The following is a 17506-nucleotide window of genomic DNA, read 5'->3' as shown; positions in this document are numbered from 1 at the left end:
GGACGATTAAGAAACTACATTTAGGAAAACTAAATTACAATAGAGCTTGGGCTGTACTTGAAACGGATTACAGGCGAAGCTATGTTTTATTCACAACTCGAAAATTTAGGTAAAAAATGCAACCCTCTGATTTACTTGACCTCGTGAAAGCCGCATACAGCATAGATACTGATTACAAAGTGATGAAACAATTTGGATTTTCACAGACTGGGGTATCACATTGGCGTTGTAATCGTTCTTTTCCTAGCACTGAGGTTTTAAAGGTTTTTGCCGAAGTATTAGATATTCATTTTGGAGTTTTGTATTTACATTCAGCAATTTGGAGGGAAACAGACCTAGTTGCGCGGGATAAATTACAGAACATTCTCGATATATTACATACTTGCGATCCACAGTTACTAGAATAACCTTATTAATCATGTAGTTATGAATTTTGTTCGATTTAAAATTTCAGGTAAACGATTGATATTTAAGAAATATTTTTAAGCTACATAATGTACAATTTATACATTGTGCGCATCTTTATATATTGTGTATAGCAGTAGTGATTTCTGTCAGTTGATTGAATGCTGATGTCATCAATGCCAATGATTACTGAGTTGGTCAGCTTCATTATCAAGGAATTATCTTAATAGTTAGCGTGTGAATCTCTATTGTTTTGTATGCAATTGGCGCTAGTTGTACTTATGATATTTCTGATTTGGTTTAAATGGATCTGTTGCTCCATTATTGCTGACTTTTCTCGTTAACTCGCAGCAGATTGAATTGTGATGAAAGCTCATTGGAACTTGAATCCATTAAACTTTGGCTATAGCGATGTTCACAATGACCAAGTGCCAATCTAACGAATGTTTTGATTTGGAGCTTATGGTTTACTAATGACTAGAGATATTCTGAATACTCGCAGTTCAAACCGGCTTAAACATCAAAGCCCAAAGCCACTATTATAGAGATATAGAGACATTTATAAGTGCCTGAGTTTGGCGCACGAGATTGAAATCTGAGATTATTCATGGGCCTATCTACTGCAGATTTTAATCTGAAGCGGATTTCAAAATGACTATTTTATATTAAAAAGCAATAAGTTAGAAATTTAATGCCGTAAATGCCCATGCTCGAAATCATCACGTTGTACAGATTTAGGTTCTCACTGAGATTGATGACTTTTAATTAGCACCATAGTGATAACCACAGTGATTATTCAATGCGAACTCAATCACAAGATACTGAACTGAACTGCATCTTATCGCGTTAATTTAGTGGTTTTTACTAGCAATGATTTAGATAATTACAGCAAAAATATGCATGATTTGCCATGAATTCAAACTGATAACGCTAATATAGCTATTGAAATGGCGTTACGGTGATATGAATTGTTATTAACTTTGCTTGGATGACTTTGCGAACATCAGCATATTTGATATGACTGATTGTTAGATTAAATTTTTCACATCAATAATCTGTACTGATTGGTATTTAGAGATGGATAATACACCTGCTTTGAGCAAATGCCGATAATTGACGTTATCGGCATTTGATATGTAAGTTTTATTGTATGCTTAAGCTGATGATTTATTGCTATTTTTAGCATGGACATTTATTTGTAAGCTTAATTTAGTGAATTATATTAATGCCCTTTAAAAAGCAGTAGTTAGTTAATATCAATTACTTAATTCACTAACGGTCATTATGTCTAACTGTAAATTATCATGGCCTAACGTTAACCCCTGTGTTTAAGTTATGCTGATACTGATTATTACAGACTTAGATAATGACTGACATCAATGCCCTATTGATTTGGTTATTCTGTTTATGCAGAATTTATCTACCACTCACTCAAATATCCATTTCAATAAAACTGTGATCCCCTACAACCCTGAGCTATAACCTGTTTCTTTTAACTACTGTCGTTTGAATAATGCTATCAATCCCCTATTCGTTTTGGCTATTCGTCTAAGATGGCATATGTTGGTCATTAGAACCTGATTGATGCCCTATTATTTGCAATGAAATAATACATATTATCTCCCCTCATGATCTGTGCAGACATCAGAACATAATGGAAGTTTTACAAATGAACGTGCCATGTTCCCCACCCTTATTAACCGATATAACGGCTAACTTCACAAACATGGTTAGATGCGACTCTTAATCAATTTAAGTTGTAAGTGCAGCTATTACCACAATAATCCAATATTTTTAAGCATGATTTTCCCCTTGGACAGTTAACACCTCTCAATGTAGTTAAACGATAACGCCTCACAGCGTGACCTGCTCTACTCCGTTATAAAAAGTGGGCTATAGATATACGGGGATTTAGCGCTAAAAAAAAGCGTACCCGTTAACGGGTACTTTAATTTTAATTTATACTATCATTTAGTTCTAAATAGGCACTTTCACCTTTCGGTGTAGCTACATAATAGTAACCACTGCCGTCAAAATTCCTACTAATTAATTTTTTTTCTAATAAATCCTCTATTATTTTTTTTCCTTTAATGATTTGCGTTTTATTTTTCGCCCCTATCAATTTAAATATATCATCATCAGTTAAACTATCTAGATTTACTACATTATTCAAAATAACTTTTTCGTTATTTGTATAAACTTCATCAGGATTATTTTTAATTTTCACTTGAGAAAATCTATTATCTACAATATCTCTCAATCTATCATAGCTTATTTTCATATCATCTCGTTCAGATTTAATTATATCTAACTCTTGATGTAAACCTTCATTCTTCAACTTCAATGATTTTATATTTTGTTCATTTCTATCATTAAGACTAAGTATCTTATTTTCTAACTCAACAACAAAAACCTCAAGTTTATTGACTTCATTAGCTTTTTCATTAACTGCTATTTTAGTTTGTTCAAGCTTATTATTTAAATCATCAATTTTTTCTTGTAACATTGCCTCATTGTCAAAGCATAACCTCTTTAATTTGATTGATGCTTCAAGACTTAAAGGAACGGTATCATCATATTTTAATTTGATATTTCTTAATTCAGCGTTCTTTTTCTCAGAATAAGCATAGGCAAAGTTAGCTGCGATAGGATACAAGTAAATAAAAACACATGCAGCCATAAAGGGCAATACAAATAAAAATAAACAATATATTGACTCCGATGGGTACAATTCAGAGTTCATTATTTTTATCTTATCACTATATTTTTCTGAGGATAATACAAGCAAAATAAGCTTATGGTTAAAAAAGCACCACGACATAACAAAAGTTCCAAATAATGGACTAGAAACTCTTTCGTATAGACATGATCTAACAGACATTAAAAAATCATTATTCATTTGATTATTATTGTTAAAAATTGATAAGTTACTTCAAAAAATAAGAATAAAAAAACAAACATTTACAATAACGTGAACAATGTCAAATAAATATTTAAAAGCATAGGTAATTATTCATCTTTATGATAAATAAAAATAATCGGAAGTATTTAAGGATATGACTAAAGATTTAGAGTTTTCATATAGAGATGAGTTTAACAGAGCGCCACTTGGCCAAAAAATATGCTTCATATTAGAATCTAATATAGATATTTCTCCAATGATAATTGATGGAGATTGGGGAACTGGCAAAACAGAATTCTGTCATAAGCTAATAAAGTTAATTAGAAACAATGATCGGTACGGTGTGATTTACATAGATGCTTTTAAAGCTGATCATACTAATGAGCCATTACTTACCATACTAGCAGAAGTTATAAATCTTATACCAAACGATGAAAAAGATAGTTTTATACGTAAAGCTATTCCAGCCGCACGCTTTGGAATTAAAACATTAGGTAAAGCAGCTGTAGCTCATATCCTCAGACAAGATTATATGGATGTAGCTAATGATTTTGATAAAGATATATCAAAAGTAACTGATAAAATAATTGACTCATCAGTGGAAAGCCTTCTAAATGACCATATTGAAGCTGAAAAAAGTCTTAAAGGTTTACAAACAGCACTTGAAAGAATTGGAGAAGAAAAACCATTAATTTTATTTATTGATGAGTTAGATCGATGTAGGCCTGACTTTGCTATAAATATGCTTGAAGTTATTAAGCATACGTTTGATGTTAAAGGTGTAAAGTTTGTATTCATTACTAATACAGAACAACTTAAACATTCAATAGCTAAATTCTATGGAAACCCTATAGGAACTCAAAGATATTTAGATAAATTCATAAAGTATTCAATTTCATTGCCTAAAACAATTAACACATCGAATAGAAGTAAAATTAATGCATCTCTAGAATACTATAGGAGTTTAATATACAAAAATGAGTTCTCAGAATGTATTGCTCTAAGAGATAATGAAATAATTAAAATGCTAAGGCAAATAATAACCGTAAATAACTTATCATTAAGAGATATTGAGAAAATAGTTAGATCATTAGGAATATATATATTATTAAACCCTAATAACTTTATAAGTACTAATGAATATACACGAGGAAGAAATATTCTTTCAATGTTGGGGATTATAATATTTTCACTATATCACTCAGAAGCAAAAAAAATATCAATGAATGATATAGATATTAATGCTATTTCTAAAATTCTAGGTGTAACTATGGATATAAGCTACACTAATGATGAAAATAAATATGATGAATATTATGAGAAATTAAACGATGAAAGATTATGTAGATACATTTGCTACTGGCTAAATCTTTCATCATTAACACCAGTACAATCATTTACGCTTTCAGTAGATAATGAAAATTACAAAGAATATAATGATAGTATACATTACTATTTTAGTGGCCCAATTAATTATCGTTCAGGCACTACTTACTCTAAGTATTGTTCAGAAGCAATAAATATACTTTCTTTATATGAAGTATAAAAGCTATATTCGACCGAATTTGATAGATTGAGAAATTGTATCTTTTTCAACATAATCCAATGACTTAAACTTGCTTATCTGACTCACATAAATATCAAGCTCTTGCGCCATGTATTTGCGGTCATTAGCGCGATTCATGCGGCCGCAACGCACTAAGAGCGCATTTACGACTGTGGTTTTATCAGCTCTTGATTTAATGCCTGTACTCGGCCGCTGGGTTAGGCAAAGATTGGTACAAGCCCCCTTACCTCTATTCTGTCTAAATCTAGACCTAGATCTAATGCACCACTATAACCACCGTAAAAAAAAGACCTATCATGTGATAGGCCTTATGTTCTCGTGCAGTTGTCTTTAAATTAAGACTCAGCCCTTTTATCTAAGCTGGCTCTGGCGTCTTATTGGTTCGTATCATATTGCGATCAACATGATAGTCGGTGGCATAATGACGCAGCTTACAATCATTGCCCTCATCACAGCCACAGCTGAGACAACGCTTCGCTTCATCGATTGCGGCTTGCTGACTCAGCCCGGTTTCGACTTCATTAAAGTTTAAGTCTCGAGCTGCAATACTCAACTCTGGCATTTTAGCGCGAAAGATTTTACCCAGTGCTTGATTTAAATATTGCTCAACTTGCTCTGGCTTACTGGTTGGCATTAATGAGTAAATTGTAGAGCGCAATTTATCTGCATGCTGCGCACGGATCAGGTGGCCACGTTCAACATTGCGCGAACGGAATGATTGAGTATAGATTTTTTCCATATCACCACCAAAATAGGTATCGATAGCTTGTGCGGCAACACGGCCATCGGCAATAGCTTCAATCGCAGTTGCAGGGCCGCGGCGGAAATCGCCAATAGCAAAAATGTTATGCACACCCGAATGCATGGTCGCATCATCGACATTGATGGTATTCCAGCGGCTGAATGAAAGCTCAATATCTTCGTTTTCTAAAAAACGGGTATCGGTTTTTTGTGATACTGCCGCAATCACGGTATCGAATGCTTCAATAATATATTCGCCAGTCGCCTTTGGCGCGCAACGGCTGATGCATCGGGCGCACCTAATGCCATTTTTTCGAGTTTAACTTGGCAAACTCGACCTTGCGCATCGGCGATGTTTTCTACTGGATTAGTCAGAAAATAGAACTTAACGCCCTCTTTTTCTGCTTCTTCAATTTCGTAGGTTTCGGCTGGCATTTCATCTCGGGTACGACGATAGATTAAGCTGGTATCTGCACCACTTCGCAGTGCGCTGCGGGCGCAATCGATAGCGGTATTGCCGCCACCAATTACTGCGACTTTTTTGCCAATCGCATACTGGTTGTCCATTGCCTGATCTTTCAAATAATCAACGCCAAGATAACAGCCGGCTAAATCACTGCCTAAATATTCCATTTCGCTGGCTTGTGATGCGCCAATAGCAAGGCAGACTGAGTCATATTGCTCGCTTAGTGCGGTTAAGGTGAAGTCTCGACCTAGGGTTTGATTGGTATTAATTTGCATTCCGTTACGGCACATGATCTCAATTTCTTGATCGAGAACATCTTTAGGCAAACGGTATTCTGGAATGCCATATCGTAACCAACCACCGGCTTTTGGCATTGCTTCAAATACTGTGACGTCATAACCTTCATTTGAAAGATAATAGCCGCAGCTTAAACCGCCAGGGCCAGCGCCCACAATGGCAATGCTTTTGCCTTTGCTTGTTTTTTTAGTTGGCGTGTAATGATTTAACGCTTTTAGATCTAAATCGGCGGCGTATCGCTTTAGGTGTCGAATAGCCAATGGTTCATCAACTAACTTGCGTTGACATTTAGCTTCACAAAATGCGGGACAAACACGACCAATTGAAAGTGGCATTGGTAATGTCTTTTTGATCACTTCTATCGCCTTGGTCAATTCATTGTTGGCGATAAAATAGAGGTAGGATTGAATATCGACATTAGCAGGACAAGCGGCTTGGCATGGTGGCACACTACAATTAATGCTCGATTGAGACAACAACATTTCTAGCTGGTGCTTTCTAATACTGGTTAAACGGTTCGAAATGGTGACGACTGCCATGCCTTCTGTCGGATAAGTTTTACAAGCTTTAACAATGCCCTTGCCTGCGATCTCAACTTGGCATAATCCACAACCATTATAAAAGCTATCAATGCTACATAATGAAGGGATTTCGATACCACATGTTGCCGCGGCGCTAAGGAGTGTTTGACAAGGATCAACCAAAAACGACTTACCATCTATAATGATATTTACCATTAAAAGCCTCTATTGTTATAAACCCTATGATAAGCCATGCCTACAATGCGTTAAGTTTGGCATTTAGATGATGAAAATGCTTATCGGTTGCGGTTTATATTAAGTAGTTGTCGATAAATTGAATGTAACTCATTAGACTTTTAATTAATCAATTATCAAAACAAATAAAAGTTAATATATTGTTATATTACATTCAAACTTAACATTTATATATTTTATGAGTATATCATGCTTAATTTGATCAATACATAAATTGAAGTTATGTTTATTACTAACGCTTATCTAATTTATGATGTGCTAAATATAATTTATTATAAAGTGTTTAAAATATAATAACTAATTTAGCGTTTGACATTTACATTCTGTATTTAAATATCCTGCAGATTCAACAAACCGATATTATTATCATACTGTAAAATGCGCTAATCATTTTATACCGACACCCAAATGACCTGAAACTGCTTGGTATATGCGATATAAAGGCTGGCTTAGCGCAATAGGTTTATACATTACATTGTAATGTAACAATTACTGATGCTGTTATTTGTCATACAAACGGCAAAACTGATCTTTAGCAACAGGTTTGGCGTAAAGATAACCTTGGGTATATTCAACCCCTAAATCGGTCACTTTTTTGGCTTGAATTTCGTTCTCTACCCCTTCGGCTACCATGGTGCATTGCAAATCATGTGCTAATTCAACCATTTTGAATAGTATTGAATGAGTCACTGAATCGGTTACTGACGACTCTACAAATGTCTTGTCTATTTTTATGATATCGAAGTTCAGGGTTTTCAACGTTGAAAGTCCCGCGTAACCCGTTCCAAAATCATCTAGTGCCCAGCGAATACCATATTTTCTCAAACTTGCCATTGATTTAACAATTTGATTGATCTTATCTGATACAGCTTGTCGCTCTGTCAGTTCGAATACTAATCCTGTCTGCAAGCTTTTGTTTGAGCTGATAAGGGTCTTAATTTCATCTAAGTATGCTTCATCGGTTAGCATATCAATAGTGACATTAACTGAGACATAAAAACTGTCATTACCGTCCGCTAAATGGGGTTTATCTTTGGCTAACTGTCTTAACAGATGTAATGTGACCTCTTTAATTTGACCATTATTTTCTAATTTATTGATGAATGTACTTGGGTCCATTATTTTTTGGCGGCGGTAATACCACCGACACAGTAACTCTGCGCCAACGCGTTGTTTAGTTTTGTTAGACACAATCGCTTGATAATATGGGATAATTTCGTTATTTTTCAATCCTCTAAGCACATCACTTTCAAAGGACAAGTGATATTTATACGCTAACATATAAGCAAATGAGAAAACTGATGCCACAAATAGCATTAACACAACAACAATCGAGAATCGATAAATAACAAAATTAAAATAGATAGCCCAATCGTATCCGCTTTGAATCGAAAATATACCATCGGGTGAATATTCTCTCTCTTCATGAATAAGCTGTTCACTCTTAGTACTGATGAGCCTCACCTCTGCTTGGTTAAGTAACTCACTCTTCAATGAACCCATTACAATATAGGTACCAAGCCATTGTGATAGGTAATTTTTATTCAAAAATAATTGAAAAAAACCATTTCCAGCAGGAAAGACATAAGAGATGGTGACGACATCGTTAAGACTAGTGTTGGTGCGAATTAAAAAACCATTGGGATATTGCTCTAAATATTGCTTTAAATTCTCTTTAATTGGAATATTGATTTTTTGACTTCTGTCTGTATAGATATATTGTTTATTTGAAATATATGCAATTTCTTGAATGGTTCTTGAGGCTAACACAAACTGAGTAAATGCATCCTCGATATAGACAGAATCATCACTCATTCTTGATATTGAAATAGTTTTGGTTTTTATTTCATTAAGTTTACTGTTTAACTCATTTACAGCTTTACTATTATTAAATGCAATTTGTAATTCTAATGACAGAAATGCCCATACAATCGAAATAATAACACTGATAAGTAATGCAATTACCGCAGTCCACATTTTATGGTGTTGCATTTTACTAACCATAGCTTGAATCATATGAGCCCTGTTCCTAACACCATTACCATAAGAATGCTACCTAAAAATTTAATCGGCCATTATCCTACATCTAATTTGAATGTAAAGCCGTCATATAGTAAGCATAGGGTCACTTTACATCTATACCTCATGGAGTTTACATTCAATTACATTTAACAAAAAAATCTTATATTTCAACTGATACCTGATAACGCATAAGCTTAGTCGCTTATATAAAAAGATTTGTTCAATTTAACTATTTACTTGGTGACACCTGTCGTTTGCATCGTTAATCCTATTTCATTCATATATAGGCGTAGTTGCGAATGCAATTTAGATATATTCAGACGTAATTTATTTTATTTATCACTTAATAAATCAATTACACCCCAACCAGCTACATACCACCCCATTCAAGACCTAAATAAGCATATGCTGCAACAAAATTTACTAAACAAGAGCAAAAAAATGTGATCTAGCGCAGTATTTTGTTTTCGCTTTCTATGCAAAATGCAAATTCATGCATCTGTTACATGCTGTTACAGTTCAGCAATCAGCATTTGGAAGTCATTTATCATTTTAATTTAGGTAATCCCACATTGAACGCTGTTGAATCCACTACTATTGCACCACCAAGCCATGTTGCTAAAGGCACATTGGCGCTCACAATAATTCAAACATTCTCGACATTAGGTTTTGCAGTTCTTTATTCGACGTTAGTTTTGTATGCAACTAAAGCATTGGGTTTTACCGATGCTCAAGCAACAGCGATAATGGGCGTATTTGGTGCATTTAACTATGGTTTACATCTTTTTGGCGGTGTTTTAGGTGGCAGGTTATTAAGTAACCGTGCTTTATTCCTAGTGGGTATGATTTTACAGATCTTCGGCTGTTATGCTATTGCGACCTATGCAACAACTGGTCTGTATTGGGGCTTAGCCATGTTCTTAACCGGTAGCGGCCTGAATGTGACTTGCATTAATATGATGCTTACCCAACGATTCTCACCTGATGATCCTAAACGTGAATCGGCGTTCATCTGGAATTACTCTGGTATGAATTTAGGTTTCTTTATCGGTTTCACTGTCGCAGGTTACTTTCAAACTACCGGTAACTACCACCAATTATTTCTATATGCGTCACTTGGTAATTTAATTGCGATTATTGCAATTTTAATTAACTGGCGTTATTTAAAGGACCTAACGACTCCTTTACTTAAAGCGACTCGTTCACAATATATTACTCGCCTTGCTTTAGGTTTCGCGATCATTATCGCGTTAGTCCCACTCATTAAGTTCTTACTCACATTGACCAGTCTTGCTAGCCAAATCATGCTAGCGATTGCTGCAGCTGTGGTGTTATTACTTATCGTATTTACTTGGATCCACAAACATAAAAACGAACAGCGTAAAATGAAGGCGTACCTTATTTTATCTGTGGGTTCATTGGTATTTTGGTCACTTTATTCACTTGCCCCAATGGGATTACAGCTATTTATTGACCGTAACGTCAATTTACATGTGGGCAGTTTTGATATCGCACCACAGTGGATCCAAAACATTAATACCATAGTGATTGTATTTGGCGGTCCATTAATGAGCCACTTATTCACTCGTCTACGTAATAAAGGCTTTAACATTGATATTCCACTACAGTTTACTGTATCGCTTATCTTTATCGGTCTTGGTTTCCTATTACTGCCTGCTGGTATTCACTTCAGCGGCGCTAACGGTATGGTTAATATCAATTGGATAATTGGTAGCTACGTATTGCAAAGCATTGGCGAGCTGCTTATCTCACCAATCGGTTATGCAATGGTTGGTAAACTTGCACCTCGCCATTATCAAGGTCTAATGATGGGTAGCTGGATGATGGTAACGGGTGTTGCTTCTATTATTGCAGCTTATTTCTCTGAACTGATGCCACAAGATGGTGCAGCGATGACAACCAATGCAGGGTATTCATCTATCTTTAGCGAATTAGGCATTGCATCAATTGCTGTTGGTATTATCTTGGCATTAATTTTACCTACTTTACGTGGTTTGATTAAAGGCAAAAAAGATCCTCAACACGCTGAAACAGCCATGGCTTAACCCAATAATTATGATAAGGGCGCTCAATTAAGCGCCCTTTTTTTAACAGCGTATTTTAGGTATATCTTGCCATTTGGTGGTGTACTTAGGCGTTAAAAAGTCACGACGCATGCCCCACTTTGGGTTAATCCCTTGCGCAGCCATAAATACCGTATCAGTACCATACTTATGGTTAATGGCATCATAAGCTCCCATTAATTTAGAGTTACTTTTGTCTTTCGCAAACAGATCAAACTGTTGATGTAACACTGGCTCTAAACCCAATAATCCGATCCCTAGTTTGTAATAACCTACACCTGGTTTATATAATTGCTTACAACCATCATAAACGGCTTTGGTAATAATGGCTGTATCATTGGTTGGCACCACAAACTGATGCTGCATACGATAACGCTGCGGTCTAATATCATGTGGCGAGTTACTGGCAAAAGCCATTACTACTGCACAATTTAAGCCATCTGCCCGCGCTTTTGCCGCCGCAATGCCGGCATGTTTACATAATGCTTGTTGTAACGAATGAAAGTCAGTAATTCGTTCGCCCATACTACGGCTAGAACATATTTGTTGTTTAGGCGCCCGCACTTGTTGCCACTCGATGCATCGTTCTCCATTTAATTCCCTTATGGTTCGCTCAACATCAATGCTGAAACGTTTACGTGCTTCTTTAGGGGGGAATTGTGCAAGTTGCAAGGCAGTAAATATTTTTATCTGTTTTAATTTAGCCGCCGTTTTACGGCCAATTCCCCATACACTGCCGACATCCATGTGGCTTAATAATGTGATGGGATCATTATCAAGGCCTAAGCAGCAGACACCTTGATAATCTATGCTTTGTTTCGCTATATGGTTAGCCGCTTTTGCCAATGTTAGCGTATTTGCAACGCCGACACTCACTGGCAAGCGTAACTCTTTCCAAATCGTTCGGCGCAGTAATAACATCCGTTGCTGAATATGGCTGAGGCTTAACCGGCTATCCCCATCTGCAAAATGTAAAAAGCTTTCGTCAATTGAATATACTCTTTGCTGACTCGCAAACTGACCAATAAGTTGCATCATTTTGGCCGATAAATCTGCGTACAGCTCATAATTTGAAGAACAGACAATCACACCCTTTTGACGGCACAGCTCTTTCATTTGAAAATAAGGCACAAACTTTTTAATACCGGCTTGAATTGCCAATCGGTTGGCCGACACAATACAGCCATCGTTATTACTTAAAACGATAACAGGCTTTTTACGCCACTGCGGTCGATACACTTGTTCGGCACTACAATAAAATGAGTTTGCATCTACTAAAGCGAACATAATTTAGACTGTATGTAGTAAATAACTGGGACGATGGCAACGTATTGAACGGCTGACTACGCCTTCAATACAGAAATCATCATACTGGTGAATATCCACAGCTTGATATTGTTCGTTGGCTGAACATAACTGACGTTGTTCTAAATCTAGGATTTTACATACGAACTCGCCATTAAAATTAGCGACAATAATATCAAGATGTTTGGCCTGTAAATGGCGATCAATAATCAAGATATCACCATCAAAGATCCCCACCCCTTGCATTGAATCACCTGCCGCACGGCCAATAAATGTCGCACACGGATGCTCAATCAAGAGTTGATCTAAGCTCAATGGCAACTCAATATAATCAGCCGCCGGTGATTCAAAGCCACAAATACCTGCACTGGCAGAAATTGGAATAACTTTCATAATATATAGATACTGTTTATTTATACAGTATTATAGTGCATTATATTTACGCTGTAATTAAATTTTAAGAGAAAAATATAATCTATATTTATCATATGGTTACTGGAATATATTCACCAATCCGCCCTGCCTAACGGTACTAAAATGACTTATACGATCCACCAGCTGTATATATATACAGTATTTGTTGATGTAATGGCACATAAAACTCACCTGATTAATCTGCACTATAGCTAACTGCTTGAGGAAGCAAGATTCTCCATATAAGCATTTAATTTAATTCATCATTTAATCTCTATACTTTATAAACAAAGCACCGTAACCTTAACCTTGAGAAACTTATCACAAGGACGTTGTTATGTTTTTAGATTACTTTGCATTAGTTCTATTAATCTTTGTTGCGCTAGTTATCTTCTACGGCATTATCGTTATCCATGATATTCCGTATGAAATAGCAAAAGAACGCGAACACCCTCATCAAGATGCCATTCACTATGCTGGCTGGGTCAGCTTATTTACACTACATGCTATTTGGCCGTTTCTGTGGATATGGAGCACCTTGTGGCGTAAGGAGCGCGGCTGGGGATTCCAAAAGCTTGAAGAAGAGCAACATGATATCCATCATCGGGTTGATACACTCATCGATCAAGTCTCTCGATTAGAACAAGAAATTGCTCAATTAAAAGCACAAGCAGAACCAGCAAATGCCGCATCGGCGACCGTGCATGAAAAGGAGCAAAAATAATGGATTTATTACTGATTCTGACATACACCGCACTCTGTATCGCTATCTTCAAAATATTTAAAATTCCATTAAACAAATGGACAGTACCCACCGCAGTGCTTGGTGGCGTGATATTGATTGGCACCCTCATTTTATTAATGAACTACAATCATCCATTCACTCAAATAGGTAATCAAACATTCGCTTCTACGCCTATCGTCTCTGGGGTACGTGGCAAAGTGATTGAAGTGCCTGTTGAAGCTAATACACCGCTAAGTAAAGGAGATATTCTGTTTCGGATTGATCCCATTCCTTATGAAGCGGAAATCTCAAAATTAGAAGCACAAATTAAGGCGGCCGATCAAGACGCATTAGGACTTGAATCAAAACTACAAGCCGCCAATGCCGCAGAAATTAAAGCGATTGCAGAACGAGATAAAGCACAGCGCGAATTTACACGTTATAGTCGTGGATTTGAAAAAGGCGCATTCTCAGAGCAACAATTAGATACTCGCCGCCAAACATTCAAAGCCGCACAAGCCGCGCTTGATTCAGCTAAAGCCAATGTAAAACAAGCAGAATTGTCATTAAATTCACAAATAGGTGGAGAAAACACAAGTGTGGCAAGATTATTAGCTGAATTACGTAAAGCAGAATTCGACTTAGCACAAACCGTAGTACGCGCTCCGACCGATGGCTTAGCAACTCAGGTAGCCTTACGTCCTGGTGTTATGGCTGTACCACTACCATTAGCCCCCGTAATGACCTTTATACACACAGAACAAACAATTTATACCGCCGCATTTAGGCAAAACTCATTACAACGTTTGCAAACAGGCTATGAAGCTGAATTTTTATTTCGTGCTCTACCCGGCAAAGTCTTTAAAGGTGAAGTGATAGATGTATTGCCTGCAATAGCAGAAAGCCAATTTCAAGCAAGGGGATCATTGTTAGGCACAGATGCATTACGTACAAGCGGACGGGTATTTGTGACACTCAAAATAACGGATGATTTAACAGAGTACCACTTGCCATTGGGAACGGCCGTTGAAGTCGCGGTATATTCCGATAAATTTACTCATGTCTCTATTATGAGAAAAGTGCTTATTCGAATGAAAAGTTGGCAAAATTATCTCTATTTAGACCATTAAACTTATTCATCGACATAAAAAACGCCACATTAAGTGGCGTTTTTATTAACTCTATAGATTAAGACAATGCTTTTTCTAAATGAGGAATAATTTGTTTCTTACGGCTTAATACGCCATCTAACCATGCACGACCTTCAGTAGGTGTAACACCAAATGCACGTTCCACCAGCTCATCGTCATCAGATAGTACAAGCAACTCTGACGCTTCTTGCATGATATCAGTCAGTAATAGCATAACAGTATGACGATCGCCTTCAGTCTTTAGCGCAGCAAGATCTGCTTCTAAATCTGCTTTAATTTGATCGAATACAGCAATATCAACAACTTCAAGCTGACCTACGCCAATCTTGTTACCTGACATGTTGAAATCTTTAAAGTCACGCATAACAAGTTCACGTGCTGAAGTATTCGCTACCGCAGATTTAACATGGAACATTTCCATGCCAAGTGCTTTAACATCATCAACATTAGCGATCTTAGCCAGTGCTTCAACACAACGACGATCTGCAGTGGTGCAAGTTGGTGATTTGAAAATAACCGTATCACTTAAAATCGCACATAGCATGATGCCAGCAATTGCAGGTGGAATTTCTACATTGTAGAAATCATACATCATCTTAATGATAGTATTTGAACAACCTACTGGACGGATCCACGCTTCTAATGGCGTAGCCGTTGTTAAGTCACCTAGCTTGTGATGATCAACAATACCAACAATCGTTGCTTGTTCAATATCATCTGGAGCTTGAGTTAATTCAGAGTGATCAACAATATAAACTTCTTCACCAGCATAGCTAAGCTTCAGTTCTGGTGCTTCAACGCCAAAACGCTCTAAAATGAAAGCCGTTTCTGGAGAAATATCACCTAAGCGAGTTGCAACAGCAGCTTCACCAATTTGGTTTTTTAAATGAGCAACGGCAATAGCACCGCAGATAGAATCAGAATCTGGGATCTTGTGACCCACAACATATACAGGCATAAAAACTCTCCTTTAATTTGCGGCGTATTCTACCTAAAAAATGACAGTAACGGATCCCAAAATTGTATTTTAACGCCGAAAAAATGAAATTTATCGAAGATCATTACAAGCACAACACTTATTGCTAATAAAAAATATACATCAAGATTAAAGATAAGCTGTCTAACAAAGGCAGATTTAAATGAAATAATCTTGATAACTCGGGTAAAAATGTCAATTTTAAGATGTTTTTAGTGCCTAAGCCGCCTATAATTTTCGTCTATTTGTCTATTCGTATCGCTTATGAACCTCAACATTTCAAATTCGGCCAAGATGGCTATCTTTATCGGCCTTGGTTTACTTTGTTTAACGCCCTACATATCTTCGCCTATCGCCCTAATTCTAGCTTTATTTTAGCCAACTTAGGGTTAATCCCGAGTCAAATTAATTTGGGCGACATCACTAAAAAACTCTTAGCCTATTCAATTATAGGATTAGGATTTGGTATTCATTTAGACGTGGCAATCAATGCCACCAAACAGGGCTTACCATTAATTGTCGGTTCTATCTTTAGTACTCTCATCTTAGGCTATATCATCACCAGAGCATTAAAGCTTGATACTAAGACTGGTCATCTTATCTCAGCGGGTACATCCATTTGTGGTGGCAGTGCCATTGCAGCAGTCGCCCCAGCAATCAATGCCAAGAACGATCAAATCGCTATCGCACTTGCAAGTATCTTTGTTTTAAACTCAATTGCGTTATTTTTATTCCCAACCTTAGGTCACTTACTCAACATGAGCCAGCATGACTTTGGTGTATGGTGCGCAATAGCCATTCATGATACCTCTTCAGTGGTAGGCGCATCTTCGGCATATGGTAGCGAGGCCTTAGTTACCGCAACCACAATCAAACTCGCTAGAGCCTTATGGATTGTACCGGTTGCATTAATCAGTGCGATTGCCTTTGGCGGCAATAAGAAGAAAATAACAATCCCATTTTTTATTGTGTTCTATTGTTTAGCCATTGTATTTGCACATTTTGTACCACAAGGTGAGCCTATCTATCATGGTATATTTGAATTTGCGAAACGCACCTTAGTACTTTGCTTATTCTTTATTGGCGGCGGCATTACCATTGCCAAAATGAAGCAACCGGCCCTAAACCTATGATACTTGCCATTATACTTTGGGTATTTATCGCGACAGCATCGTTATTCTATATTCTCCATTAAAGCCAATCGGTTTGATTTTGCTTAGCACTGACGTTAGTTGGTGCTTTTTTTTGTTTACTCCCCTGTTGATTACTCGTCTGTGTATTCGCCTGAGCATCCAAACGCCAGAAGAGAGCCAATAACAGGATAAACAATCCAAGTTCAAGTGAGGCACGCCATAGCCCAGTCAGTAGCATTGAAACCACTATCATGAATACCACCAGCAGCATAATCATCACTTTTCGCATAATACCCTCACTCTCAATCGCATTACGACTATTATCGAGCAGAGTTAACATACGACAAAGACGGCTTATGACTATCAAATAACAAGATGCTATATATTGAAGTGAAAATATTTGATTGAGATAAGTAGAAAATAAACATGATTACAAAATATCACCCTAAATTTAGGGGTTAGTCGCTATGAATTTTTTTAAATAGACATAAAAAAACCAAGTCTTTACAACTTGGTTTAATCGCAGCAATTGGACACTAAGAA

At 36.7% G+C, this 17506-nt stretch carries 11 protein-coding genes and 2 pseudogenes; 6 read left to right on the top strand and 7 right to left on the bottom strand.

Annotated features, from left to right (window positions below; all coding sequences use genetic code 11):
• Positions 1–116 precede the first annotated feature (116 nt).
• Positions 117–407, top strand: a complete 291-nt coding sequence (locus tag JCM15074_RS17670) for a hypothetical protein (RefSeq protein ID WP_025822947.1) — start codon at positions 117–119, stop codon at positions 405–407.
• 1952 nt (positions 408–2359) lie between these two features.
• On the opposite strand, the gene JCM15074_RS17665 is transcribed toward JCM15074_RS17670, so the two are convergent.
• The gene (locus JCM15074_RS17665) at positions 2360–3286 is read right to left on the bottom strand and encodes a hypothetical protein (RefSeq protein WP_148300837.1); all 927 of its coding nucleotides are present in this window, start codon (positions 3284–3286) and stop codon (positions 2360–2362) included.
• A gap of 175 nt (positions 3287–3461) precedes the next feature.
• Here JCM15074_RS17665 and JCM15074_RS17660 point away from each other — a divergent pair, with 175 nt between their 5' ends.
• Entirely contained in the window at positions 3462–4853 is a 1392-nt protein-coding gene (locus JCM15074_RS17660; protein WP_025822943.1) for a KAP family P-loop NTPase fold protein, read from the top strand.
• A 778-nt stretch (positions 4854–5631) separates the two neighbouring features.
• Here JCM15074_RS17660 and JCM15074_RS22885 read toward each other — a convergent pair.
• Positions 5632–7115 (bottom strand): annotated as a pseudogene (locus tag JCM15074_RS22885) (FAD-dependent oxidoreductase); the annotation flags it as partial.
• A gap of 540 nt (positions 7116–7655) precedes the next feature.
• On the bottom strand, positions 7656–9146 hold the full coding sequence (locus tag JCM15074_RS17650; RefSeq protein WP_159105312.1) for an EAL domain-containing protein: 1491 nt from the start codon (positions 9144–9146) through the stop codon (positions 7656–7658).
• A 536-nt stretch (positions 9147–9682) separates the two neighbouring features.
• On the opposite strand from JCM15074_RS17650, the gene JCM15074_RS17645 reads away from it, so the two are divergent.
• The gene (locus tag JCM15074_RS17645) at positions 9683–11242 is read left to right on the top strand and encodes a peptide MFS transporter (RefSeq protein WP_084267060.1); all 1560 of its coding nucleotides are present in this window, start codon (positions 9683–9685) and stop codon (positions 11240–11242) included.
• A 42-nt stretch (positions 11243–11284) separates the two neighbouring features.
• Here JCM15074_RS17645 and JCM15074_RS17640 read toward each other — a convergent pair whose 3' ends face one another.
• Together JCM15074_RS17640 and umuD are read right to left on the bottom strand one after the other, a co-directional pair.
• Entirely contained in the window at positions 11285–12547 is a 1263-nt protein-coding gene (locus JCM15074_RS17640; protein WP_025822936.1) for a Y-family DNA polymerase, read from the bottom strand.
• 3 nt (positions 12548–12550) lie between these two features.
• Complete coding sequence (gene umuD, locus JCM15074_RS17635; protein ID WP_025822934.1) at positions 12551–12958, bottom strand: translesion error-prone DNA polymerase V autoproteolytic subunit; 408 nt, start codon at positions 12956–12958, stop codon at positions 12551–12553.
• Positions 12959–13316: 358 nt separating this feature from the next.
• On the opposite strand from umuD, the gene JCM15074_RS17630 reads away from it, so the two are divergent.
• Positions 13317–13703 carry a DUF3302 domain-containing protein gene (locus JCM15074_RS17630; RefSeq protein WP_025822932.1) on the top strand — a complete coding sequence of 129 codons (387 nt, stop codon included), beginning with the start codon at positions 13317–13319 and terminating at the stop codon, positions 13701–13703.
• Positions 13703–14833: an HlyD family secretion protein gene (locus JCM15074_RS17625; protein WP_025822930.1), complete on the top strand. Its 1131-nt coding sequence runs from the start codon at positions 13703–13705 to the stop codon at positions 14831–14833. The genes JCM15074_RS17630 and JCM15074_RS17625 overlap by 1 nt, the downstream gene beginning before the upstream one ends.
• 58 nt (positions 14834–14891) lie before the next feature.
• Here the strand turns inward: JCM15074_RS17625 and JCM15074_RS17620 are convergent, their stop codons facing one another.
• Positions 14892–15812, bottom strand: a complete 921-nt coding sequence (locus JCM15074_RS17620; protein WP_025822928.1) for a manganese-dependent inorganic pyrophosphatase — start codon at positions 15810–15812, stop codon at positions 14892–14894.
• 282 nt (positions 15813–16094) lie between these two features.
• Between JCM15074_RS17620 and JCM15074_RS22880 the strand changes: the two are divergent.
• A pseudogene (locus JCM15074_RS22880) lies at positions 16095–17025 on the top strand (YeiH family protein).
• Here the strand turns inward: JCM15074_RS22880 and JCM15074_RS17610 are convergent.
• Positions 17022–17303 (bottom strand): hypothetical protein, encoded by a 282-nt coding sequence (locus JCM15074_RS17610; RefSeq protein WP_025822926.1) that lies wholly within the window; start codon positions 17301–17303, stop codon positions 17022–17024. The pseudogene JCM15074_RS22880 and the gene JCM15074_RS17610 sit on opposite strands and share 4 nt — an antisense overlap.
• Positions 17304–17506 lie beyond the last annotated feature (203 nt).

The sequence above is a fragment of the Shewanella marina JCM 15074 genome, assembly GCF_000614975.1.
Lineage (GTDB): Bacteria > Pseudomonadota > Gammaproteobacteria > Enterobacterales > Shewanellaceae > Shewanella > Shewanella marina.
Note: the sequence above shows the minus strand (reverse complement) of the source record. Positions and strands in the feature narration are given on the sequence as shown.